We start from the raw sequence: 18431 nt of genomic DNA, 5'->3' as shown, positions 1-18431 counted from the left end.
CTACTCCTTCACCAGCTTGCGGGCGGGCACATAATTCTTACCGGAGTATTTGATACTTCCGCGGATACGGCCCAGCGATGCAACCCAGTTGGCAACATCTCGACGAGCAACTTTACGTTGGGTCACAGCCTGACGCAGGATATTCAACAGCTGCTGAACGCTGCCAGTCACAGTAGACTTCAACGAATACGTTGCAGAATCATACTTCGGGAAACGACGGGCCATCAGCACACGTCCCACACCCAGCTCGTACTTCTTACGGATAGAGCTCTTCCCCTCCGAGAGAGTAAAACGAATCTCTGCTTCAGGGATAAAGCGCATCACACCGTCGGCTTCCTGATGACGCCACGAAATATCCACATCCTCGTAGCCGTAGCGGGGAAGGGACTCATCGTAGCCGCCAATTTCAAAAAAGCGTGCACGGGTCATAGCGCAATTGCAGTTGCCCACGTGCGGCAGATAAGGAGTTGCAATCAGACCTTTGCCGAAGGCATCGGGGCGAGGGCTGCCATTAGCGTCAAAAGCGCGAATCCAGCCACCTGCCAGTTCCATATCCTGCACCTCTGAAAACGCCTGAACCCACTGAGGAGATACTTCATCATCAGCATCACAGAATGCCAAGACTCTACCCGATGCGGCACGTGCACCGGAGTTACGGGCCGCGGGAATACCTGGAGTTGCGGAGGCGTCCACGACCTTGACCGTGAACTTATCCTCTCGGGGTTCCTGAGCCCACGCTTCCATAACGGCGCGGGTGTCGTCCTCTGAACCGTTGTCTACCAAAATTACTTCGTACGGAAGCTCAGTTTCCTGGTTCTCCAGGGCCTTAAGCTGGCGAGGAAGAGTCAATGCAGCGTTCAGCGCACAAATAATAACGCTAACTTCAGGAGCTCGATTAGTCTTAGACATTTTCTTCCTTCCACATCGGCGCAGCGTGCCGCGACTTTTCTTCCGCCTCACGAATTTCAATTCGCTCGTCGAAGCCTTCGATATTCGCTTCATCATGGCCGGTGCCAAGACGCTGTTCGCGTTCAAGCAGCAACACGCGCAGAGCCAAACCACAGGCAACAGCCCACGGCCAGGTGTAGAACACCTCGCCCAGACGCGATGCACAAATCATGATGGCAACGCCAGCACCCTGCACGACATAGAACTTCGGCGGCAGAGTCTTTTTGCCGCTAAACACGTTCACGATAAAGAGCAGGGTGATGGTAACAACCAGAATCATCCATGGCCAGCCGCCCTCAATCAGAGCAGACCAGTACGAGTTATGGAGGAACCAGGTCTTCGAACCGGTATGTGCCAGGTATACGTATGCCTCGCCCAAGCCCTGGCCGAAGAAGCCAGTTGCCTGAACCTTGATTTCAGATGCCTGGTCAATCAGTGCACGAAGCGCATCCGAACCTGCGCGGTCGGCGAACACACCCGAACGAGAGTAGTCGCTGGTCAGCACATCAATCATGACGTACAGGAAAATACCCAACGTAATACGCCCAAAAGTCCTCATGCGGTGAGCAATAACGACCCAAATCAGACCCGCTACATACGCAGCAATCGAGGTACGAGAACCAGTAGCCCACAACAAAGCAGAGAAAACCACAATGGCAAGAATGACTTCAATCTTGTTACGGGCGAAGCTCAGAATCAGCAAGCCAAAGAGGCAATACACCAGACCCGCGAAATTCTTATCACCCAGCCAGCCGGTCAAACTACCATAGTAGCCAGTAACCGGGGCAAAACCGGCAAAATAGGCTACCGCGTTGAAAAGAATCGCCGTTGAGTATCCAAGAACAATAGAACGAATATGCAGACGCCCAGCAGCAATAGTCCAAATCAGCACTGTCGCAGCGACTAGACGAATCAGACGACGAGTCCAGTCTGAGCCGTCCTCAGAGTGCACACCGTTGATTGAAACGATTGCGAGGTAACCCATCGCGATAAACATGATGGCGCGTAGGCCCGAAAAATGACTCACATCAAAAGTCGGTTTACGGGTCAGACCGTACACGGCCAGTGCTATGATGACCGCTTGGTTGAAGGGCAGACCAAGACCCGGTACCGCGTCACCAAAAAGCAAGAGGAACGCCATGATGAACTCAGGCATACGAATCTGGCTAGTCTGATGGCGGACGTAATCGCTACCGCGAGACATAGTTTCAGAGAAACGCGAAATCTCTGGCTTCTCGGTGGGTTCGTTCAAATGTGCGTAAACCTGCGAAGTCTGGCTCATCATCGACCTCCTCGAAGTACACGAGTGTAAATATCAACCGTCTGAGCAGCCATCTGCTCATTCGAAATCCAGGTGAAAGGCTCAGCCTCACTCTTCTGCAGCTGCGCACGCATAGCCTGCAGAACATCCTGAGTCAAGGTTGCGCTTTGACGGTCTACCAGCTCGTCGGCGCCCAAAATCTCCGGGTTGCCGCCCACAGCGGTAGCGATCGTCTTCAGACCAGCTGCCTTAGCGTCCAGCAGAGTGTATGAGCAGTTCTCCCACACCGACAGCTGAACAATCATGTCGCTACGGCCCATCGCCTCAATCGGGTTAACGAAGCCGCTGAAGGTCACCGATTCCCCCAGGTTCAGACGCTGAGCCTGAGCCTGCAACTCGGACGCCAAATCGCCAGAGCCCGCAATCTCAAGATGAGCCTGCGGGTAATCAGCACGAAGCTGCGCAAAAGCGTCCAGTAGCACGTCAATGCCCTTCTCAGGGGACAGACGGGACAGCGAGAGAATACGCGGACCTCCCTCTGCGGGAACACGCTGCTGCTCAACAGCCGCATGCACCTCGGGGATATCCACGCCGTTGTACACCAGCTCCACGCCACGAGCGCCCCACTTGGCACGCATCTGATCAGCGGTAGAACGAGAAACAGCAATGGCCTGATCGGTGCCCCACAGGCGCACACGATGCACGGTCTCCATGAGCTTAGAACGCCAGGAGCTACCGTGGTACACCGAGTCATTACCGGCAATACCGTGCTCAGTGGTCAGAAGCTTCGGTACGCAGGTGCCGCGCTTGATGACGCTACGGATGCGTAGTGCGTTGACCACAGCGGTCGCTACAACGTCCGCATACGCCAGGTGGCTGTGCACAATATCCGGGCGGAGCTGCTCAACAGCCTTCTGCAAAGAAACAAAGGAAGTCTTAAAACCGTAGTCGGGGCCGAACTCAGCCTTGATGACGGTGACGCCCAGTTCCTCGAGGCGGCTCGTGAGCTTACCCTCGGGCGCGAGAACCACCAGGTTAAAGCCGGGGAGCCCGGCACGTGCCATATCGACAACGTGCCGAGCTACTCCACCAAAATCGGGAACCGGAACGACCCATAGAGCCGTTGGTGTAGAGGTCATGCCTTAGTCAACTTTCGAGTGAGGAAAGAACGGAAGGAAGCAGAAACCTTAGTTTCAATGGAAATATGCACCAGGTAGGCGAAGCAAATCACCAAAACCAATGCGATGATGCGTGAACCCCATTGACCGGCCACCGGGTAGAACAGGTCCAGCAACATATAGCCAACCATTGCGTGCCCCAGGTACAGGGGGTAGGAGATACGACCCAGGAAGTTCAGCGGACCCCTCGAAAGTACCGGAACGTTCTTGAGGTACACCACCACGAAGAACATGAGGCAGATAAATGCCACACCGATACCATGATCAAGGTCATGCATCAGCGCTGCGTTGATGGAAGCCAGAATCGCGAAGAATGGGATATGCCAGGTGAACTTTCGATCATGGCTGTACATAAAGAACACCATGCCCAAGCTAAAGAGCGAGGAGTGCTCCGCAACAGCGGCCCACACAATCATCTTCGGTGCCCCGCCCAAAGAATTCTCCGGGTGGAAGAGCAGGCACAGAGCCGTACCGATAACCGACCAGGTGAGCAGAATCGTAGTCAGCTCCCTACGGTAAATCTTTCCGCGTCGGAGAATCAGGTACAGGGCAACCATCACGTAGAACTGCAGCTCCACTGCCAGCGTCCAGTACACCTGATCCACGTTATCCACACGCAGGAAGCGTTGCAGCATCGTCGTGTTAATCAGGGTCTGCGGAATCGTAATATGGCGTCCGGGGTTTCCGTAGACGAAATACACCAGAGCCGATACAGCCAGCGCAAACCAATAGGTCGGGTAAATACGAGAAAAACGCGAAATAGCGAACTTCAGTGCCGAGCCGCTCTTGATAGCGCTGAGCAGGATCACGAAACCAGAAATGATGAAAAAGAGCTGCACACCCAACTCGCCCAGAGGGATGTCATAGGGGGCAGGGGCGATCCGCGGATAGTTTTGAGTAGCCGGAACACCCCAGTGATAAATCACCACGGTAATGGCAGCCAGGCCGCGGAAGCCGTCCAGCTCCCGGAAACGCCCGGGGGTGATAAAGTCTTGATCTAGAACTTCACCCTCCCGAGCTTTTACGGTCAGAGAGTTAGCCATTGACCTTGCCCCTATAGCCACTTCTCGAGGCGGTCCAGTGCGGTGAAGAAGCCTTCACCGTTGTTGATGTGGCCCTGCCAGATTTCGGGAATGAAGGATGCCTTCGGTGCCAGCTCACGCAGCTGCTTGCCCAGGGATGCCCAGTCGACGTCGCCTTCGCCAACCTGAACGCCTTCACCGTCAACGCCGGTGCCGTCCACCAGGTGCAGGTGGATGGACAGCGGTGCCAGCTGCTCAACAGCCTCCGACAGCGGAATGTTCAGGAAGTTGCAAGCAAGCATGGTGTGGGAGATGTCCAGGCAGAGCGCGGTGTCGAACGCACGCGAGAACTCTGCAGTGTCCTTCGGATCCAGGAACAGGTTGTGGTACTGCTGACCACCCATCAGCCAGGGGTACGGAGGCAGAGTCTGAGCAGCCAGGCGAACGCCAGATGCGTCCAGACGCTTCAGAGCCTCACCGATACGCTCGTACTTCTCAGCACGTGCAGCAACGGGGATATGCTTGTCCTTGGTAAAGCCACCCATGGTCACAACCATGACCGGGTCCTCATCCACAGTGAAGTAGCGAGTCAGGTCACGGGTGATGTCGATGGTGCGCTGCACCTCAGCGATGGAGCGCTCCCACACCTCAGGATCCTTGGACGCGAGATCCACCAGGAAGTCACCTGCGAACAGGTCGGGCAGGTGGGTGGTGAAGCCCATGTCCAGCTTGGAGTCAAAGACGTCGTCGATGTTAATCTCGAGGTCCTTGTAGGAGAAGTGGAACTCCAGGAAGTCCGGCTTAGCCTCTTCAATCAGCGGCTTGTAGTCGTGGTAACGAACCGGCAGACCCCAGGGGCGGTCGAACTTGAAGTCGCGGCGGGTCACCAGGTCGTCCTTCAGATCGCCCTCGAAGAAGAATGAGCCTTCTTCAACGTCGCGCTGCATGGTGCGGCCCAGCAGCTGCGGCAGGTAGTTCGGCTGCAGACCGCGGCCGGGGGACTTCACAGCAACATCAGCCTCGGTCACAACCTCGCCCTTAGCGATGTGGCGGGTAGCAACCAGGGACTTTGCCAGGTTCACACGGTTCATCAGCTCACCGGTGGACACCTCGCGAGGAGCAGCAGAGCCAATAGCCGCCTCAACCTCACGAATCTGCTGAACCATTGCCTTGAATTCCTCAGGCAGCAGGGAGACGGTGTGGTCGTTACCCTCGAGGGTCTTGTCGGTGGTGAAGTGCTTCTCAATAATCTTCGCGCCGCGAGCAACAGCAGCAATCGGCACGTGGTAGCCACGCTCGTGACCGGAGTAGCCGACCAGGCACTGACCAATCTCAGCCAGGCGGTCCATATACGCCAGGTTGACGTCCTTGAAGGGTGCCGGGTATGCGGACTGGCACTGCAGCAGAGCGTAGGACGCGCCAGCGTTACGCAGCAGGGCAACCGACTCGCGGATTTCCTCTTCGCGGCTCATACCGGTGGAAACCAGCATGGGCAGGCCGCGGGAAGCCACGTCGCGCAGCAGCTCGTGGTTGGTCAGGTCAGCAGAAGCAATCTTCATGCCCTGGATGCCGTAGTCAACCAGCGCCTGAACGGAGGGTGCGTCCCAGGGGGTGCACATGATGTCCATGTCGTGCTGCTTGACGTGGTCGAAGACCTCGTACATCTGGTCAACGGTCAGGGAGAAGCGAGAGAGCAGGTCCAGGGTGTACTGCACGCCCAGGTCCTCGCCCGCGGTGGCGGCACCGCGCTGACGGTAGAGGGCGTCCATGTCACGCAGCTGGAACTTCACGGCGTCGGCACCGGACTCAACGGCCAGGTCCACCAGTTCCTTAGCGAAATCAACGCTACCCTGGTGGTTGTTGCCGATCTCGGCGATGATGAAGGCCGGGGAGTCCTCGCTGATGGTGTGCTTACCGATGCGCAGGACGTCCTGCTCGTCCATGGCGAGCGCCACGAGGTGGCCGCGCTCGTCGGTCAGCGGAACGTGGTTGATGCCCTTGGCAAAGTATGCGCGCAGGGTCTCGGGGTCGGCATCTGCCGGAGCGGTCTGCGGGTTGGTGTTAGCGGCATCCAGGGCGCTGGTCTCCAGGGATGCGGTCGGGTTAGCAATCAGCCAACGACGGAAGTCACCGTCAGAGAGCGAACCGCGCAGAATACCGGACTCATTCACCAGGAAGATGATGCGCTGGCCGTTAGCAGAAATCTTCTGCAGGGCGTTGAGAATCGGGTCTTCAGCGAAGACCACGTAGGGGGCAATATTGCGTTCAATAATCACGATTTTGACCTTTTCGTTTGAGCGTTTAGTTGAATGCCTGAGTGCTGGTCAAGCCGGAAGCGGCAGAAGAGGTACTGCCGCGGGTGAAGGTTACTTGCCTTCGGACAGGATCTGAGTGAGCTGGTGCTCTGCCGCGGAGAAGTCAATCGGTGCGTCAATATCGACACCCTCGACCTCGTCCAGCATGAACAAATCAATGGTACCGCCGGGGTAGCCCGCCAGGCGGTTGTGGTGGTCCATGTACACGTGGGTCTTGGTGATGTACATCGAACCGTTCTCACGGTAGCGGAAGGTTTCCTTGGTCAGCTCCTGGCGGCGCGGGCGAGCCATAATCTCGAACGCCGCGGTGGGCTCACCGTCAGCGTGCCAGGTCCAGATGAACGGACCAATCGGAATCACACCGACCATGGAGTCCTTACCGTTCTCCGCGAACTGGCGGACCGCACGAGCCAGAGTACCGGGCAGACGCACCGGGCTGGTTGCCTGCAGCAGCATGACGGCCTCGGGTTCCCAACCGTTTTCGGTGTAGAACTCGATGGCGTGCTCGATGACCGGCTCGGTTGCAGTGGTGTCTTCAGCCAGGTGTGCCGGACGAATGAACGGTACCTCAGCACCGTACTCGCGGGCGATATCAGCCAGCTCAGCATCGTCGGTGGAGACGACAACACGCAGCTCGTGCTCGCCGGCTACTTCTTCCTTAGCAGCCAGTGCCTGCTCGATGGTCCATGCGACCAGCGGCTTACCCGCGATGGGGCGCAGGTTCTTACGCGGAATGCCCTTTGAGCCACCGCGCACGGGGATGACGCAGAGAATACGCATTATGCCTCCAAAGTTTCAATCATTAGTTCAGCGATACGCTGTGCCGGTTCCTTCTTCGGCTGAACCGGTGCCGGGGTCGGTTCCTGACCCCACTGGTTCATGCCGTAGCGGTCCCAGAATTCCACCAGCCATGTCGGCGGTGCCGGGTGGTAAACCCACGCCGGGATACCGCGGATTGCAGCCTCCAGAACACCGGTAGAGAAGATGGACACCACCGGGTTCGGTACCTCGTTCAGCGGGGTGCCGGAGCGGTCAATGCGGATGCCTTCCTTCTCCCACAGCTTGTGGGTCAGCACCGACAGCTTGTCCTTCTCGCTCGGGTGCGGGCGGTAGGTTCCACCAAACTTCTTCAAGAAGGAGTGCGAAGCGTACGCGAAGGATGCGCGCGGCAGTTCCGCACCGTGCATCTGTCCAAGGAAGATCGGTTCCAGGTCGTTCTGCTTCTGCGCCTCAGCACCGGCTGCCTTCTGCGCCGCGAGGTAGAGTAGCTGCGAACCCACCGCGTGAGTGGTGACATCGCGGCGGCCTGATGCCCAGAATTCGGCATCAGCTTCGCTGAAAGCCAGCAGGGTACATCCGACCGGTAGCGGCGGCGCCTGAGGCACCAGCAGGCCGTGCTGAACCACCCAGTACTCAGCGCCAATCGCGCGAGAGAACTCGTAGGCTGCCGCACCGCGTGCCAGGTAGTGGCCCAAGGAGAGAACCACACGCACACCGGGCAGGAGCTCCTGCAACTGGTCTCCCGTCGCTTCCTGTTCGCTCCAGGCATCGCGGTCGTAACGTTCAGTGGCGTACTGGCCGTTGAGGTACTCCGAAGCGTCCTCAGGGACCCACAGGGCCACACCCACGTTTTCGAGGTACTTGAGCGGCTCCAATAGGGAGTTACGGCTCGTCGGCGAGAACGAATCGAGCACGATGAGCACGCGGGGTACGGCACCGCGGGTGTACAGCACGCCGCCGACGGGGCCTTCCTGTTCAGCCGCGCCTCCGCGCAGACGTCCCATAAGAGCGCGAGCCTCGCTCTTAGCCCAGCGCAGGGTATTCTGGCGCTTCTGCCAGGCAGCCCATGCATCAATATCAATGGGATAGGTTAGGCCCATAGCTGCTCCAAAATCTTGACACGCTGATCGAAGGTGTGCTCAGCCAGAGTACGCTTCTGACCGGCTTCACGAATCTGACGAGCCCACTTCGGCTCACGGAAAATACGGGTACAAATCTCGATGAGCTCATCAATACTCTCGTAGACCAGAACCTCTTCGCCAGGAATGTAGTAGCGATCCACATCGGCACGGTCAATCACCTGCAGAGCGCCCACGCCGGGAGCCTCAAAGGTGCGCATGGTGAAACCATCCTGGTTATTGTGGATGTTCAGCGTTGCCGGGGAGGACGCCATGATGCCGTACGCCTCAGAGCGGTCAATATCGCGGCCTGCAGGCACGCCGGAGTCCTTGAACTGCTTAGTGCGCAGAATGTCGTAAGGGTGACGCGACCAAGCACGGCCGTAAGCACGCACCGGCAGACCGGCTGCGACCAGCGCCTGCAGGGTCTCCTCACGGTTCGGGTACTTAGCACCCACAAAGTTGATGGAGTCCTCGCGCATGGGGACAACCGGGCAATGGGTGTCGTAGGCGTTGGGCATATCGAGCACCTCGAAGCCCTGCTCACGCAGGTGCTGCGCATCCAGCGGGCTGTAGCTTGCCAGCGAGCCCAGGTGGTGCAGGTCCTCTTCGGTGTAGCTCATGCGGCGCATTTCGTCGTAGAGCCAGGTGCCGTAGCGAACACCGGAGGTCTTCAGCAGGTCCCACCATTCGCGGGAGAGCATATCGCCCTTAATGACCAGCACAATATCGGGGCGGAACTCGTTGAAAGCGTCAATAGCCTTACGGGTAGCCTGCGCTGCGAAGCTTTCGGGGCGGTACTTCTCGGGCAGCTCGTGGGCAAGCTTGTTGAGGATGCGCTCGGGCAGAGTACCCGGCGCATCGTAGATGTGGGTGCGCACTTCGTATCCATGCACTTCCAGGGATGCCTGAATTGCCTTCCAGTACCCGTGGAATGCGGGCGAGAGCAGTAGAAGTTTGGGCTGAGTCATATGAGGATTGAATCCTGTCGGCGTTTGCTATAAGAACCCGCAGGGTAAAACCGTGCGGTGCTATGTGTTGGAGTGAAGAGGAACGGAAAGTTTCACCTACAACTTGAGGCAAAACATACCTATTGAAATTTTACAACGAAAGCAGGAGACGACACACTCGAGTGCACTGTGTCGCCTCCTACGTTCTATATGCGCCTTCTTACGAAGAGAGCTAGAAATCCTCCGGAATTACTCTTGCAGACTCCGCACGTTTCGTGCCTAGTTCTCGCGGCGCTCTGCCTTGGCAATACGCTCCAGCTCGGTGGCAAGGAAGCCACGAGCGTCCACATCCTTATTGCGCAGGCCGCGCACCGAGTTCACCGCAAAGTTTGCGTAGCTGGTAGCACGCAGAGCAGCAGCGAGCTTCTTCTCCCAGCCCCACTTATCCGCATAAATGAAGCGAGCGGTGGTCAGCCACTGCACACGACGCTCGGAGGGCGAAGATCCGCCACCCTCGTGGGTTACAGTCACCGAAGGAATCAGGTAACGGTCCACACCAGCGTTCGAGAGGCGGTACTGGAAATCCACCTCTTCGCTGTTCATGTAGAAACGCTCATCCATGCCACCGATGCGGTTGAAGGTCGCACGAGGAACAACCATGCATGCACCCATAACCCAGTCGACCTTCGCGTCCGAGGTACCGGTGCATGCTTCAACGTCGTGACCGACGCCGCGGTGCCACCAGTCGGTCGGCTTGAAACGAGCCAGCGGAGTGAACCATTCCCACGCAATATGCGCTGCGGTGGGGAACTTACGTGCGACCCACTGCTGCTTGCCGTCGTGGCCAATAATCTGGGGGCTAGCCAGTACCTCGCCGTGGCGTTCCACGGCTGCGAGCATGCGCGAGACGAAAGTGTTATCCAGCTCCAGGTCGCTGTTGAGGATGAAAACCCATTCACCGGTCGCGGCAGCAACACCGGAGTTCACAGCCTTACCGAAACCACCGTTAACAGGGCGGCGAACCACGGTCACGCCCTCAACCTCGGGGAACGGGATGGGCGAAACATCATCAGAGACAATAATCTCAATGTCTGCGGAGTCAATGCCCTGCTGAGCACGCAGAGTGTCAATAATGGCAAGAACCGGCTCCGGCTCGCCGTAGAAAGGAATAACCGCAGAAACGCGGGGAAGGAAGGTCATGTATTACAATCTTTCTTGAGTGAGAGGGATAATAGAAACCACCGTAGCGGTGGATGCTATCGTCTCTAGGATTATACAACTTCACTACTTTTTCAGCTGCACTTTTCAATCACCTATGCAGTTAACAAATACTCGCCCACTATCAACTCGCTATCTTACACATCCGAAAGGGGACTTTCTCGTGGATTCTGATATCCAACCCATCAATGAATCAGAAAGGGTCGCCGTATACACTGTTCAGCACCCCGCTTTCAAACGTGCTGTCGATACGGCTTACAACTCTATTCGCCATAAGTATCTGGGGAAATATATTAACCTTCTACGCCGCGGCGAAAAATTTATTCTCCTTTCCTACCCCATCTCCCGGGGAGGTAATTGGCTGTATCTATGGGCCCGCGCGGCTACTCTCCGCCATCACGGCACCGACAAAGCATCTTTGCTCTATGGTCCCGGGATGGAGGCATGGACCGAGGAGTTCCCGAAGCTTGCCTCCATTACGGCTCCTTCGTCAGAGTATACGTTCTTTACCCGCCGTAGCGGCTACTTCCCGACGGATATTGAGAAGGATATCAGCGAAGAAGATTTGCACTTTTTTATTCGCGAGTACCTTCTTTCTTCAGAGTCCTTTAGCGAGCGCCTTGCAAGAATGCAGGACATAGTGGATGAAAATTCTCTCGTCATTAACATTCGCCGTGGCGATTACTATTCTGTGCCTCAAATTAATGAGGTTTTCGGAATTGATACGGTGACCTATGTGGAGGAAGCACTGAAGAAACTTCAGGATACCGTAACTCCTTCAAAGATTATTTTTGTATCAGATGATCTTCAGTGGTGCGAGGAAAACCTCTCACACCTGAACTCAGTAGCACCCTGTATCTTTGAAAAGCAGGGTTCCGGCATGTTCGATGACCTGGCCCTTGTGGCCAGTGCCCCTTACCTGATTCTGACCAACACGACTTTCGGTTATTGGGGTGCCTATATCGGTGAGTTACTGACCCAAAAGCTCGTCCTTTCCCCTGATATTCATCAAGTTATTCCTGAAGATGCTCGTATCTATCAGAGCCGCCCAAAGATGCACCGTACTCATTGGGTTGCTGTGCATCACCCCGAAGGTAAAAACTGGATTACGGGTGAAATGCTGTGATTAACACTCTTAAATCCCTCAAGCACCAGCTTTTCCTGCTGAAAATTAATCATGATAAAAAACGCGAAGCCATTGCGCTCCGTGAGAGTACTGAGTTTAAAGAACGTTACGCTTCGCTCGACAAAACATTTACCCACACGGTTCTCCCCTCCGGCCCCTTTATATGGGGCATAACCATGGTGAAGAACGAAGCAGATATCATCGAGCAGACAATCCGACATCTATTCGATCAAGGTGTGGACCATATCTTAGCAGCTGATAATGGCTCTTCAGATGGGACCTATGAGATACTGCTCGAACTCAGCAAGATCCTACCTGTGCACGTTATTCAGGACCGTGAACTAGCCTACTACCAATCAGAGAAAATGACCTGGCTTGCTGACCGGGTGATGGAGGCGGGCGCTGAATGGATTATCCCGTTCGACGCTGATGAATTTTGGTATGGTGTTTCAGCTCCGCTATCGGAAGTCCTACGCTCGCAAAAGGGGCGCACTATCGAACTGACGAAGCTGTACAACGTTTTTCCCAGTATTGAAGGACCTAGTCTCAGGGTTGATCCAACTCCCCACTGGGACCTGAAAGTGTGTTTCTCACGCTGGGAAAATGCCGTTATCAAAATGGGTAACCATGAGGTCATTGCACCGGGTAAGCAGAAGCTTAATGAAGTTGCTATCATCCACTACCCCTGGCGTTCAAAGGAACAATTTACTCGCAAGCTACGTCAAGGGGCTAAGGCGTTGGAAGCCACCGATCTGCCTGAAGATATGGGCTACCATTGGAGACGTAATGGTGATATAACCATTGAAAGTGCTACCCCCCTGTGGGAAGCACTTTTGCGCGGCGAGGTTAACCATAAAACCGTCACTTGGCATCCAACCGGCCCTCTTACACCTATTGGTTCTTTACCTCAAGAGTTTAAAGAAATCGTTCATTTGCTCAATGAGAAGACAAGCACAGGTATTTAACAAGGACCTTTCCATACGGCACAAATACAACATAAACATGCTGTAACAAAAGAAGGGGTTCTCGTTCATGACGAGAACCCCTTCTTTTTTAGATATGCATCCTATGAGACTAATCCGGCAACTGGCCCAGCTTCACCAGATTAGCAAACTCTGCGTTTGCTTGCTGTACCTCAGCGAAGGTGCCTTGATTAGCAATCTGCCCCTTGGAGAGGTAAACCAGCTGATCAACATTGCGAACCGTCGATAGACGGTGAGCCACGATAATGACCGTAATATCCTTAGAAATACGTTCGATGGTCTTCGTAATCTTGTGCTCGGTCTCGTTGTCCAATGCGCTGGTCGCTTCATCCAGAATCAACACACTCGGGTTACGGTACAGAGCACGGGCGATACCCAGGCGCTGCTTCTGACCACCCGAAAGACGGGTCGCGTTGTAGCCAATCATAGTTTCCAGGCCATTCTCCAGGGAGTCGATGACCTCGGTCAGAGCAGCCACTTCGAGGCAGTACTTGACGCGTTCCACGTCAATTTCCTCCGGCTTTAGGCCGAACGCCACAGCCTCCAGCACAGTGGAATCTGCGATAAAGACATCCTGAGGAACATAGCCGATATGCTGGTGCCAGGAACGCAGATCCTTCAGAATCGACTCACCATTCTGCAGCACCTGACCACGGGTCGGTGCAAAGAGACCCAGAATAAGGTCAATCAGAGTAGTCTTACCCGAACCAGAACCACCCACAAAAGCAATTGAGGAACCCATCGGGATGTCAAGGGTGATGTCCTTCAGCACAGGCTTATCACCGTCAGGATACTGGAAGGTCAGATTATCAATCTGGATATTAACCGGTTCAATGCTCTTGTTGATGTAGTCGTGGTTCTTCGGGACGACCGGTGCAGAGGGCATCTTGAACATACGCTCTTCAGGAGTAAGGTGTTCAAGCTCTTCCAACAGTTTCTCGCTGGCATGTTCACCTGCGCGGATGCTACCAAGAGAGGCAACCATACGGGTGTAGTTAGGCAAAATACGAATGCAGGCACCAGCAAAGAGAAGCAAGTAGCCAGTGCTATCAGCACCTTGCGTAGCGCTCATAAAGGCCAAGAGAGCAGCAATACCAACAATGAAGATGATTTCCAAGGTGTACTTCGGGAAATCGGAGAGGAAACCACTACGCATCGACGCATTCACAGAGTCAATTCGCTTTTCCTGGTAGCGGTAGGTGTAGCGTTCAGTCACACCGTACATGCGGATTTCACGGAAGCCCACTACAGCTTCGATAGCTGCGTCCAGCGCACCCTTAGTCGCGTTCAGTACGATGACGCCCTGTTCGCGATTCTTGCGCTTGAGCAGAGCCTGTAGCACGAACGAAGCCAGGCCGAAGTAGATAAAGGCGAGAAGAGCGGGCACCGGCATAATGACTAGTAGCATTACCATCAACACAATAATTGACAGTAGGTCACCGATAAAGCCAAGCACACCGTTGACGAAGGTGCCGTAGGCCTGGCCCACCACATCATTTACGGAGTTCAGCACCGGGGCGGTACCGCGCTTACGGTGGTCCAGGTAGGGCTCACGCATGTAGCGGTTTAGCAGAGTCACTGAAACGGCGCTCTGCTGGGTGGCGATAAAGCCGAGGCTCCAGCGACGAATAATTAGGGAGAAGACACCCTTGAAAACAAACGCTGCGACGAGAGCCACGCCGAAGATAACGATTAGGGTGGGGGTATCCGGATCGCCGAAGAAGTTAGAAACTTTCAGGATGAAGCCTTCACGTGGGGTTCCCATGGCGAGGTTCACCAGAGGAAGTACGAGAGCCACACCAAGCATCTCAAAAAGCGATACCGCAAAGAGACCCAAAACGTTTAGTACCAGGAGCCTAAACTTTTTGCCCGGGAAAAAAACCCGAATTTTAGAGTAAACACTCTTCACAATAAGACCTATACCTTCTGTGAATATTTTTTCACAATAAATCGATGAGCCGGACGCTCAATAAAATAATGAGCCAGAAGCGCGAGAATGCTCGCGATGATAAGAGAAATTACGACATACAGCAGACCCGTTATACCGCCGTGAGCGGAGGCAGCCAAAGGTGCCGATCGCACGTATGCCAGCACCAGCTCATGCACCAGGTAAAAAGCGAAGCTCGCCTCACCGGCAATAACGGCAGCCTTCCAGAACAGGTTCTTTTCACGAGGCATGGTAGAACGCCGAATATCCCAGAGAGCCAGTACAAGAATCAATACCGCCCAAACCGGTGCCAGCAACAGGCCATGAGCCGTCTGAAGCAAGTAGAACTTTGAGCTGACATACATGGCCCCAAGAGCCAGAGTAATCATCGCCAAACAGTGGTAGCCACGAATCACAGGAACGCGGTAACCATCACGCACCATGAGAGCAAAGAGGCCCAGAGCCAGGCCGAGTGCGAACTCGCCTGAACGCAGAAGCGGGTTGGCATACACCACCACGTCCATGAAGTTCGACTGGGCGGCCAGAATGTAGGAGACCGTTGCCATCAGCAGGAACCAACCACCCAGTAGAGCAGCTTTCACACGGTAGCGCATACCATCCAAACGGTTCAACACGAACGGGGTCATGAGGTAGAAGAACGCCTCGCAGGAGAGAGACCAGCTCACCGCGTTATTCGAGAAGATAACCTCCCAAGAGGGCACCCACGCTTGTAGCAGAACTAGGTTCAGCAAAGCGCTTAGCGGGTTGAGGTTTCCAGCAGAGTTAGACACCCCAAACAGCAGAAGACCCATCAACGCCACGCAGTAGAAGAAGAAGTGCAGGGGGTATACCCTCGCAAAGCGACGAAGGTAGAAACTCTTTGCACCGGCATTCTTGTTGTACGACCATGCCAGCACGAATCCAGAAAGAATAAAGAAGAGCGAAACGCCCACGTAACCGAGACGCGCGCCCGGAATCCAGTTAGCCCACTGCGTACCGTGGATAACGTGGTAACCGAACACGAGAAGTGCTGCGGGACCGCGCACCGCGGTCAGCGAATCTAGCATAATCCTGGAGGAGGGTCGTGCGGGCGCCGCCATTAGGCGTCTCCCTTGGGGATTGACCCGTCTTCATTCCAGTAGTTCCATTTCAGGAACTTACCATGAACAATCGGGCCTTCCGCTACGAACTTGATTCGCTCATCGGGGCGGCCATGCGAAATGTTCTCCCATACCTCAGCAATTTCAGCATCGCTGAGCTTGCTACCCGCCTCCCAGTGAGGTGCAAAGTAGCTCAGGTCCTCACCAGTACGACGGGAGGTCTCGGTTCCCACACGTACCTTACGCGCAATCTGAGCAATACCTCGGTACTGCAGGTGAACAATCTCAAGTCGCTGCTCAATATCACCGAGGCGGCACACATCATGGTTGCCGGGGATTACCACGGCAAAGGGGTGGGAACGGAAAGCGCACTTACCCGGGAAGGGATAGGAAGCGTCCATCACCAATTCGGTGTCGACGATGTTCTCTGGCGAATCAACGGTAGGCACAGTGTGGTGGAATCCGGCATAGTAGATACCCATGTTATCGGGTGCATTACGTAGGAAATCACCAAGCTTCTCATCCTCCGCGTACCAGAATTCGTCACCGTCAAAAGGAATAATCCAGCGAGCACCACTACGCCAAGCCAAGTGCGAAAGATAGGTTATCTTCTCAGACTGAATATGTCGGTCGCAGTTATCTTCAGCAAAGATAAGTCGCGAATCCTCGTTTGCTCGCTGACGCAAGTACTCACGAGTACCATCAGTCGAGAGGTTGTCGGCAACAATAATCCGATCAATTCCCTGAGCAAAAAAATGGTCGAGCACAGAGGGCAAAATATCTAGCTCGTTCTTAACGACAGAAACAGCCCACACTTCCTGACGAGGACCTTTAAGATGCGGTGCAGGAAGGTTATGGACTTTGAGAAAACGAATGGCTTCAACCTGATCTCGCCAGAGTTTAGGGGTGTTTCGCCGTTTAAAGGAATAACTAAGCTGACCCAATTCTGAGCGGATTTTTGAGAGAAGGTTCATGATGCCTTTCTCGACCCGTCACAAATTGCAGACGGGCCCATGTAATTGAGGAGTGATGAGTAGAGTCTAGGCATAATTCTAGCATGCAAGCTTTCTTTAGCTTTGGAGAGTTTTCTGTACTTTAGGTCATTTTTAAACAGAAGTTTCTACGAACGCTGCGGCTCTTCCACTGACTTGTAGGGTTATTCGCCACACGCAGGAAAAGGAACCGTTGAAGGTGCAAGTAACTCGGTATGATAGATACTATTCATTCAACCAACCCGACACTTCCGGCTTCCCTGTTCACTGTTGGGTACGTCAATTAGAAAAGGCTTTTTGATGGGCATCTTCAACATTAAGTCCCTCAAGGACAAGTACGCTTGGGGCTCCTCCGAGGACAAAACCAACTCCGCAGAAACCACCGAGGAGCAGCAGGCAACCGCCGCCTCTCCCTCCGCAAATATTGCCGACGGAGTCCGCTCCCTCATTAAGAGCAACCCCGAACTGGCGGGTAAGAACCGCCGCGGGGTTGCCGGCCGTACCATCACCCCCGACGGTTCACTCCGCGAAGCCATCGGAGACTACGAAGTCCGTTCCCCCTCCGAGGTAGCCGCTCAGGAAGTCACTCCCGAAGAAGAGCTCAGTGCCGACGGCACCGCAACCGTCTCCGCACAGCCTCTCACCCACACCGACATCGAGGCCACCCCCGGCGACATCCTCGACGTAGACGGTAAGCCCACCGGCCCCAGCATTATCCGCGTGGGCCAGCACAACGCGCCCACCGTTGATGCCGAAGAGCTCGCCAACCCCGAAGAAGCCAACAGCCAGAGCGCAGGAAACGCACACTCCTCCCCCACTACTAACTCCCGCAGCGAACGCACCCCGCTCTTCAAGTTCTCCCCCAAGACTCTCAACCGTACCGACAGCACCGACAAAGACGGCCCCTTCGAAGCACTCTTCGTGTGCACCGGCAACATTGCCCGCAGCGCATCCGGTGAAGTTATCGCCAAGCACCTCGCCGCAGAATACGGTCTGGAAGACAAGTGGATTTTCGCCAGCGCGGGCACCGGAGCACTCGTCGGTCACGGCGTCTACGAGCACGTAGCCAACGAGCTTATTGAGCGTGGCTACAACCCCGAAGGTTTCGCCTCCCGCCAGCTCAACGGCCAGATTGTCGAGAACGCCACCATCATCCTGGTCGCTGAGAAGGTACACGCCGACTGGATCGTGCGCGAGTGGCCCCAGCACCACGCCAAGATCAAGCTACTCAAGCAGGTTGCACGAATCCGCGAGGACGCACGCCGCGCCGAGCCGCTCTCTTACCTCTACTCGCACGGTGCTCGCCCGCTCGATAGCGACAAGCTGGAAGACCCCTACCGCCGCGGCCCCGCAGCAGCTAAGGTCGCAGTGGACGAGGTGGAGCAGTCCCTGCGCATCATTCTGCCCTGGCTCGCACAGGCACACCGCTAAGCGCACACCGCTAAGCACACGACACTAAATACAGCACTAACCCGGCTGGAACAGATATCTGCTCCAGCCGGTTAGCTTTAGC

At 55.4% G+C, this 18431-nt stretch carries 15 protein-coding genes; 3 read left to right on the top strand and 12 right to left on the bottom strand.

What is annotated here, in order from left to right:
• The 9 genes from HMPREF2971_RS06245 to HMPREF2971_RS06205 form a co-directional block, all read right to left on the bottom strand.
• The gene (locus tag HMPREF2971_RS06245; protein WP_070691943.1) at positions 1–909 is read right to left on the bottom strand and encodes a glycosyltransferase family 2 protein; all 909 of its coding nucleotides are present in this window, start codon (positions 907–909) and stop codon (positions 1–3) included.
• On the bottom strand, positions 902–2233 hold the full coding sequence (locus HMPREF2971_RS06240) for an O-antigen ligase family protein (protein WP_070691941.1): 1332 nt from the start codon (positions 2231–2233) through the stop codon (positions 902–904). Before HMPREF2971_RS06240 ends, HMPREF2971_RS06245 begins: the two co-directional genes overlap by 8 nt.
• Positions 2230–3348, bottom strand: a complete 1119-nt coding sequence (locus tag HMPREF2971_RS06235; protein ID WP_070691938.1) for a glycosyltransferase family 4 protein — start codon at positions 3346–3348, stop codon at positions 2230–2232. Before HMPREF2971_RS06235 ends, HMPREF2971_RS06240 begins: the two co-directional genes overlap by 4 nt.
• On the bottom strand, positions 3345–4430 hold the full coding sequence (locus HMPREF2971_RS06230; RefSeq protein WP_070691936.1) for an acyltransferase family protein: 1086 nt from the start codon (positions 4428–4430) through the stop codon (positions 3345–3347). Before HMPREF2971_RS06230 ends, HMPREF2971_RS06235 begins: the two co-directional genes overlap by 4 nt.
• 11 nt (positions 4431–4441) lie before the next feature.
• A complete protein-coding gene (locus tag HMPREF2971_RS06225) occupies positions 4442–6685 on the bottom strand; it encodes an N-acetylneuraminate synthase family protein (RefSeq protein WP_070691934.1) in 2244 nt (747 codons plus the stop codon).
• A gap of 90 nt (positions 6686–6775) precedes the next feature.
• Positions 6776–7504, bottom strand: coding sequence for an acylneuraminate cytidylyltransferase family protein (locus HMPREF2971_RS06220; RefSeq protein ID WP_070691932.1), 729 nt, complete (start codon positions 7502–7504; stop codon positions 6776–6778).
• Entirely contained in the window at positions 7504–8604 is a 1101-nt protein-coding gene (locus HMPREF2971_RS06215) for a hypothetical protein (RefSeq protein WP_005506930.1), read from the bottom strand. Before HMPREF2971_RS06215 ends, HMPREF2971_RS06220 begins: the two co-directional genes overlap by 1 nt.
• Complete coding sequence (locus HMPREF2971_RS06210) at positions 8595–9593, bottom strand: CgeB family protein (protein WP_070667137.1); 999 nt, start codon at positions 9591–9593, stop codon at positions 8595–8597. Before HMPREF2971_RS06210 ends, HMPREF2971_RS06215 begins: the two co-directional genes overlap by 10 nt.
• A 258-nt stretch (positions 9594–9851) precedes the next feature.
• The gene (locus HMPREF2971_RS06205; protein ID WP_070691930.1) at positions 9852–10772 is read right to left on the bottom strand and encodes a glycosyltransferase family 2 protein; all 921 of its coding nucleotides are present in this window, start codon (positions 10770–10772) and stop codon (positions 9852–9854) included.
• Positions 10773–10953: 181 nt separating this feature from the next.
• Here HMPREF2971_RS06205 and HMPREF2971_RS06200 point away from each other — a divergent pair, with 181 nt between their 5' ends.
• Both HMPREF2971_RS06200 and HMPREF2971_RS06195 read left to right on the top strand, forming a co-directional pair.
• Positions 10954–11916 (top strand): alpha-1,2-fucosyltransferase, encoded by a 963-nt coding sequence (locus HMPREF2971_RS06200; RefSeq protein WP_070691927.1) that lies wholly within the window; start codon positions 10954–10956, stop codon positions 11914–11916.
• Positions 11913–12881, top strand: a complete 969-nt coding sequence (locus HMPREF2971_RS06195) for a glycosyltransferase family 2 protein (RefSeq protein WP_070691925.1) — start codon at positions 11913–11915, stop codon at positions 12879–12881. The genes HMPREF2971_RS06200 and HMPREF2971_RS06195 overlap by 4 nt, the downstream gene beginning before the upstream one ends.
• 109 nt (positions 12882–12990) lie before the next feature.
• Here the strand turns inward: HMPREF2971_RS06195 and HMPREF2971_RS06190 are convergent, their stop codons facing one another.
• Genes HMPREF2971_RS06190 through HMPREF2971_RS06180 form a run of 3 tightly spaced genes read right to left on the bottom strand, consistent with a single transcriptional unit; the run spans position 12991 to position 16900 of the window.
• Entirely contained in the window at positions 12991–14808 is a 1818-nt protein-coding gene (locus tag HMPREF2971_RS06190) for an ABC transporter ATP-binding protein (protein WP_070691922.1), read from the bottom strand.
• An 8-nt stretch (positions 14809–14816) separates the two neighbouring features.
• Positions 14817–15893 carry an acyltransferase family protein gene (locus HMPREF2971_RS06185; protein WP_070667129.1) on the bottom strand — a complete coding sequence of 359 codons (1077 nt, stop codon included), beginning with the start codon at positions 15891–15893 and terminating at the stop codon, positions 14817–14819.
• Positions 15894–15925: 32 nt separating this feature from the next.
• Positions 15926–16900 (bottom strand): glycosyltransferase family 2 protein, encoded by a 975-nt coding sequence (locus tag HMPREF2971_RS06180; protein WP_005506913.1) that lies wholly within the window; start codon positions 16898–16900, stop codon positions 15926–15928.
• Positions 16901–17218: 318 nt separating this feature from the next.
• Between HMPREF2971_RS06180 and HMPREF2971_RS06175 the strand changes: the two genes are divergently transcribed.
• Positions 17219–18349, top strand: a complete 1131-nt coding sequence (locus HMPREF2971_RS06175; RefSeq protein ID WP_070691920.1) for an arsenate reductase/protein-tyrosine-phosphatase family protein — start codon at positions 17219–17221, stop codon at positions 18347–18349.
• The last annotated feature ends 82 nt before the right edge of the window (positions 18350–18431 follow it).

The sequence above is a fragment of the Rothia sp. HMSC066G07 genome (genome assembly GCF_001814485.1).
GTDB lineage: Bacteria > Actinomycetota > Actinomycetes > Actinomycetales > Micrococcaceae > Rothia.
This window is presented reverse-complemented; position numbering and strand designations above follow the sequence as displayed.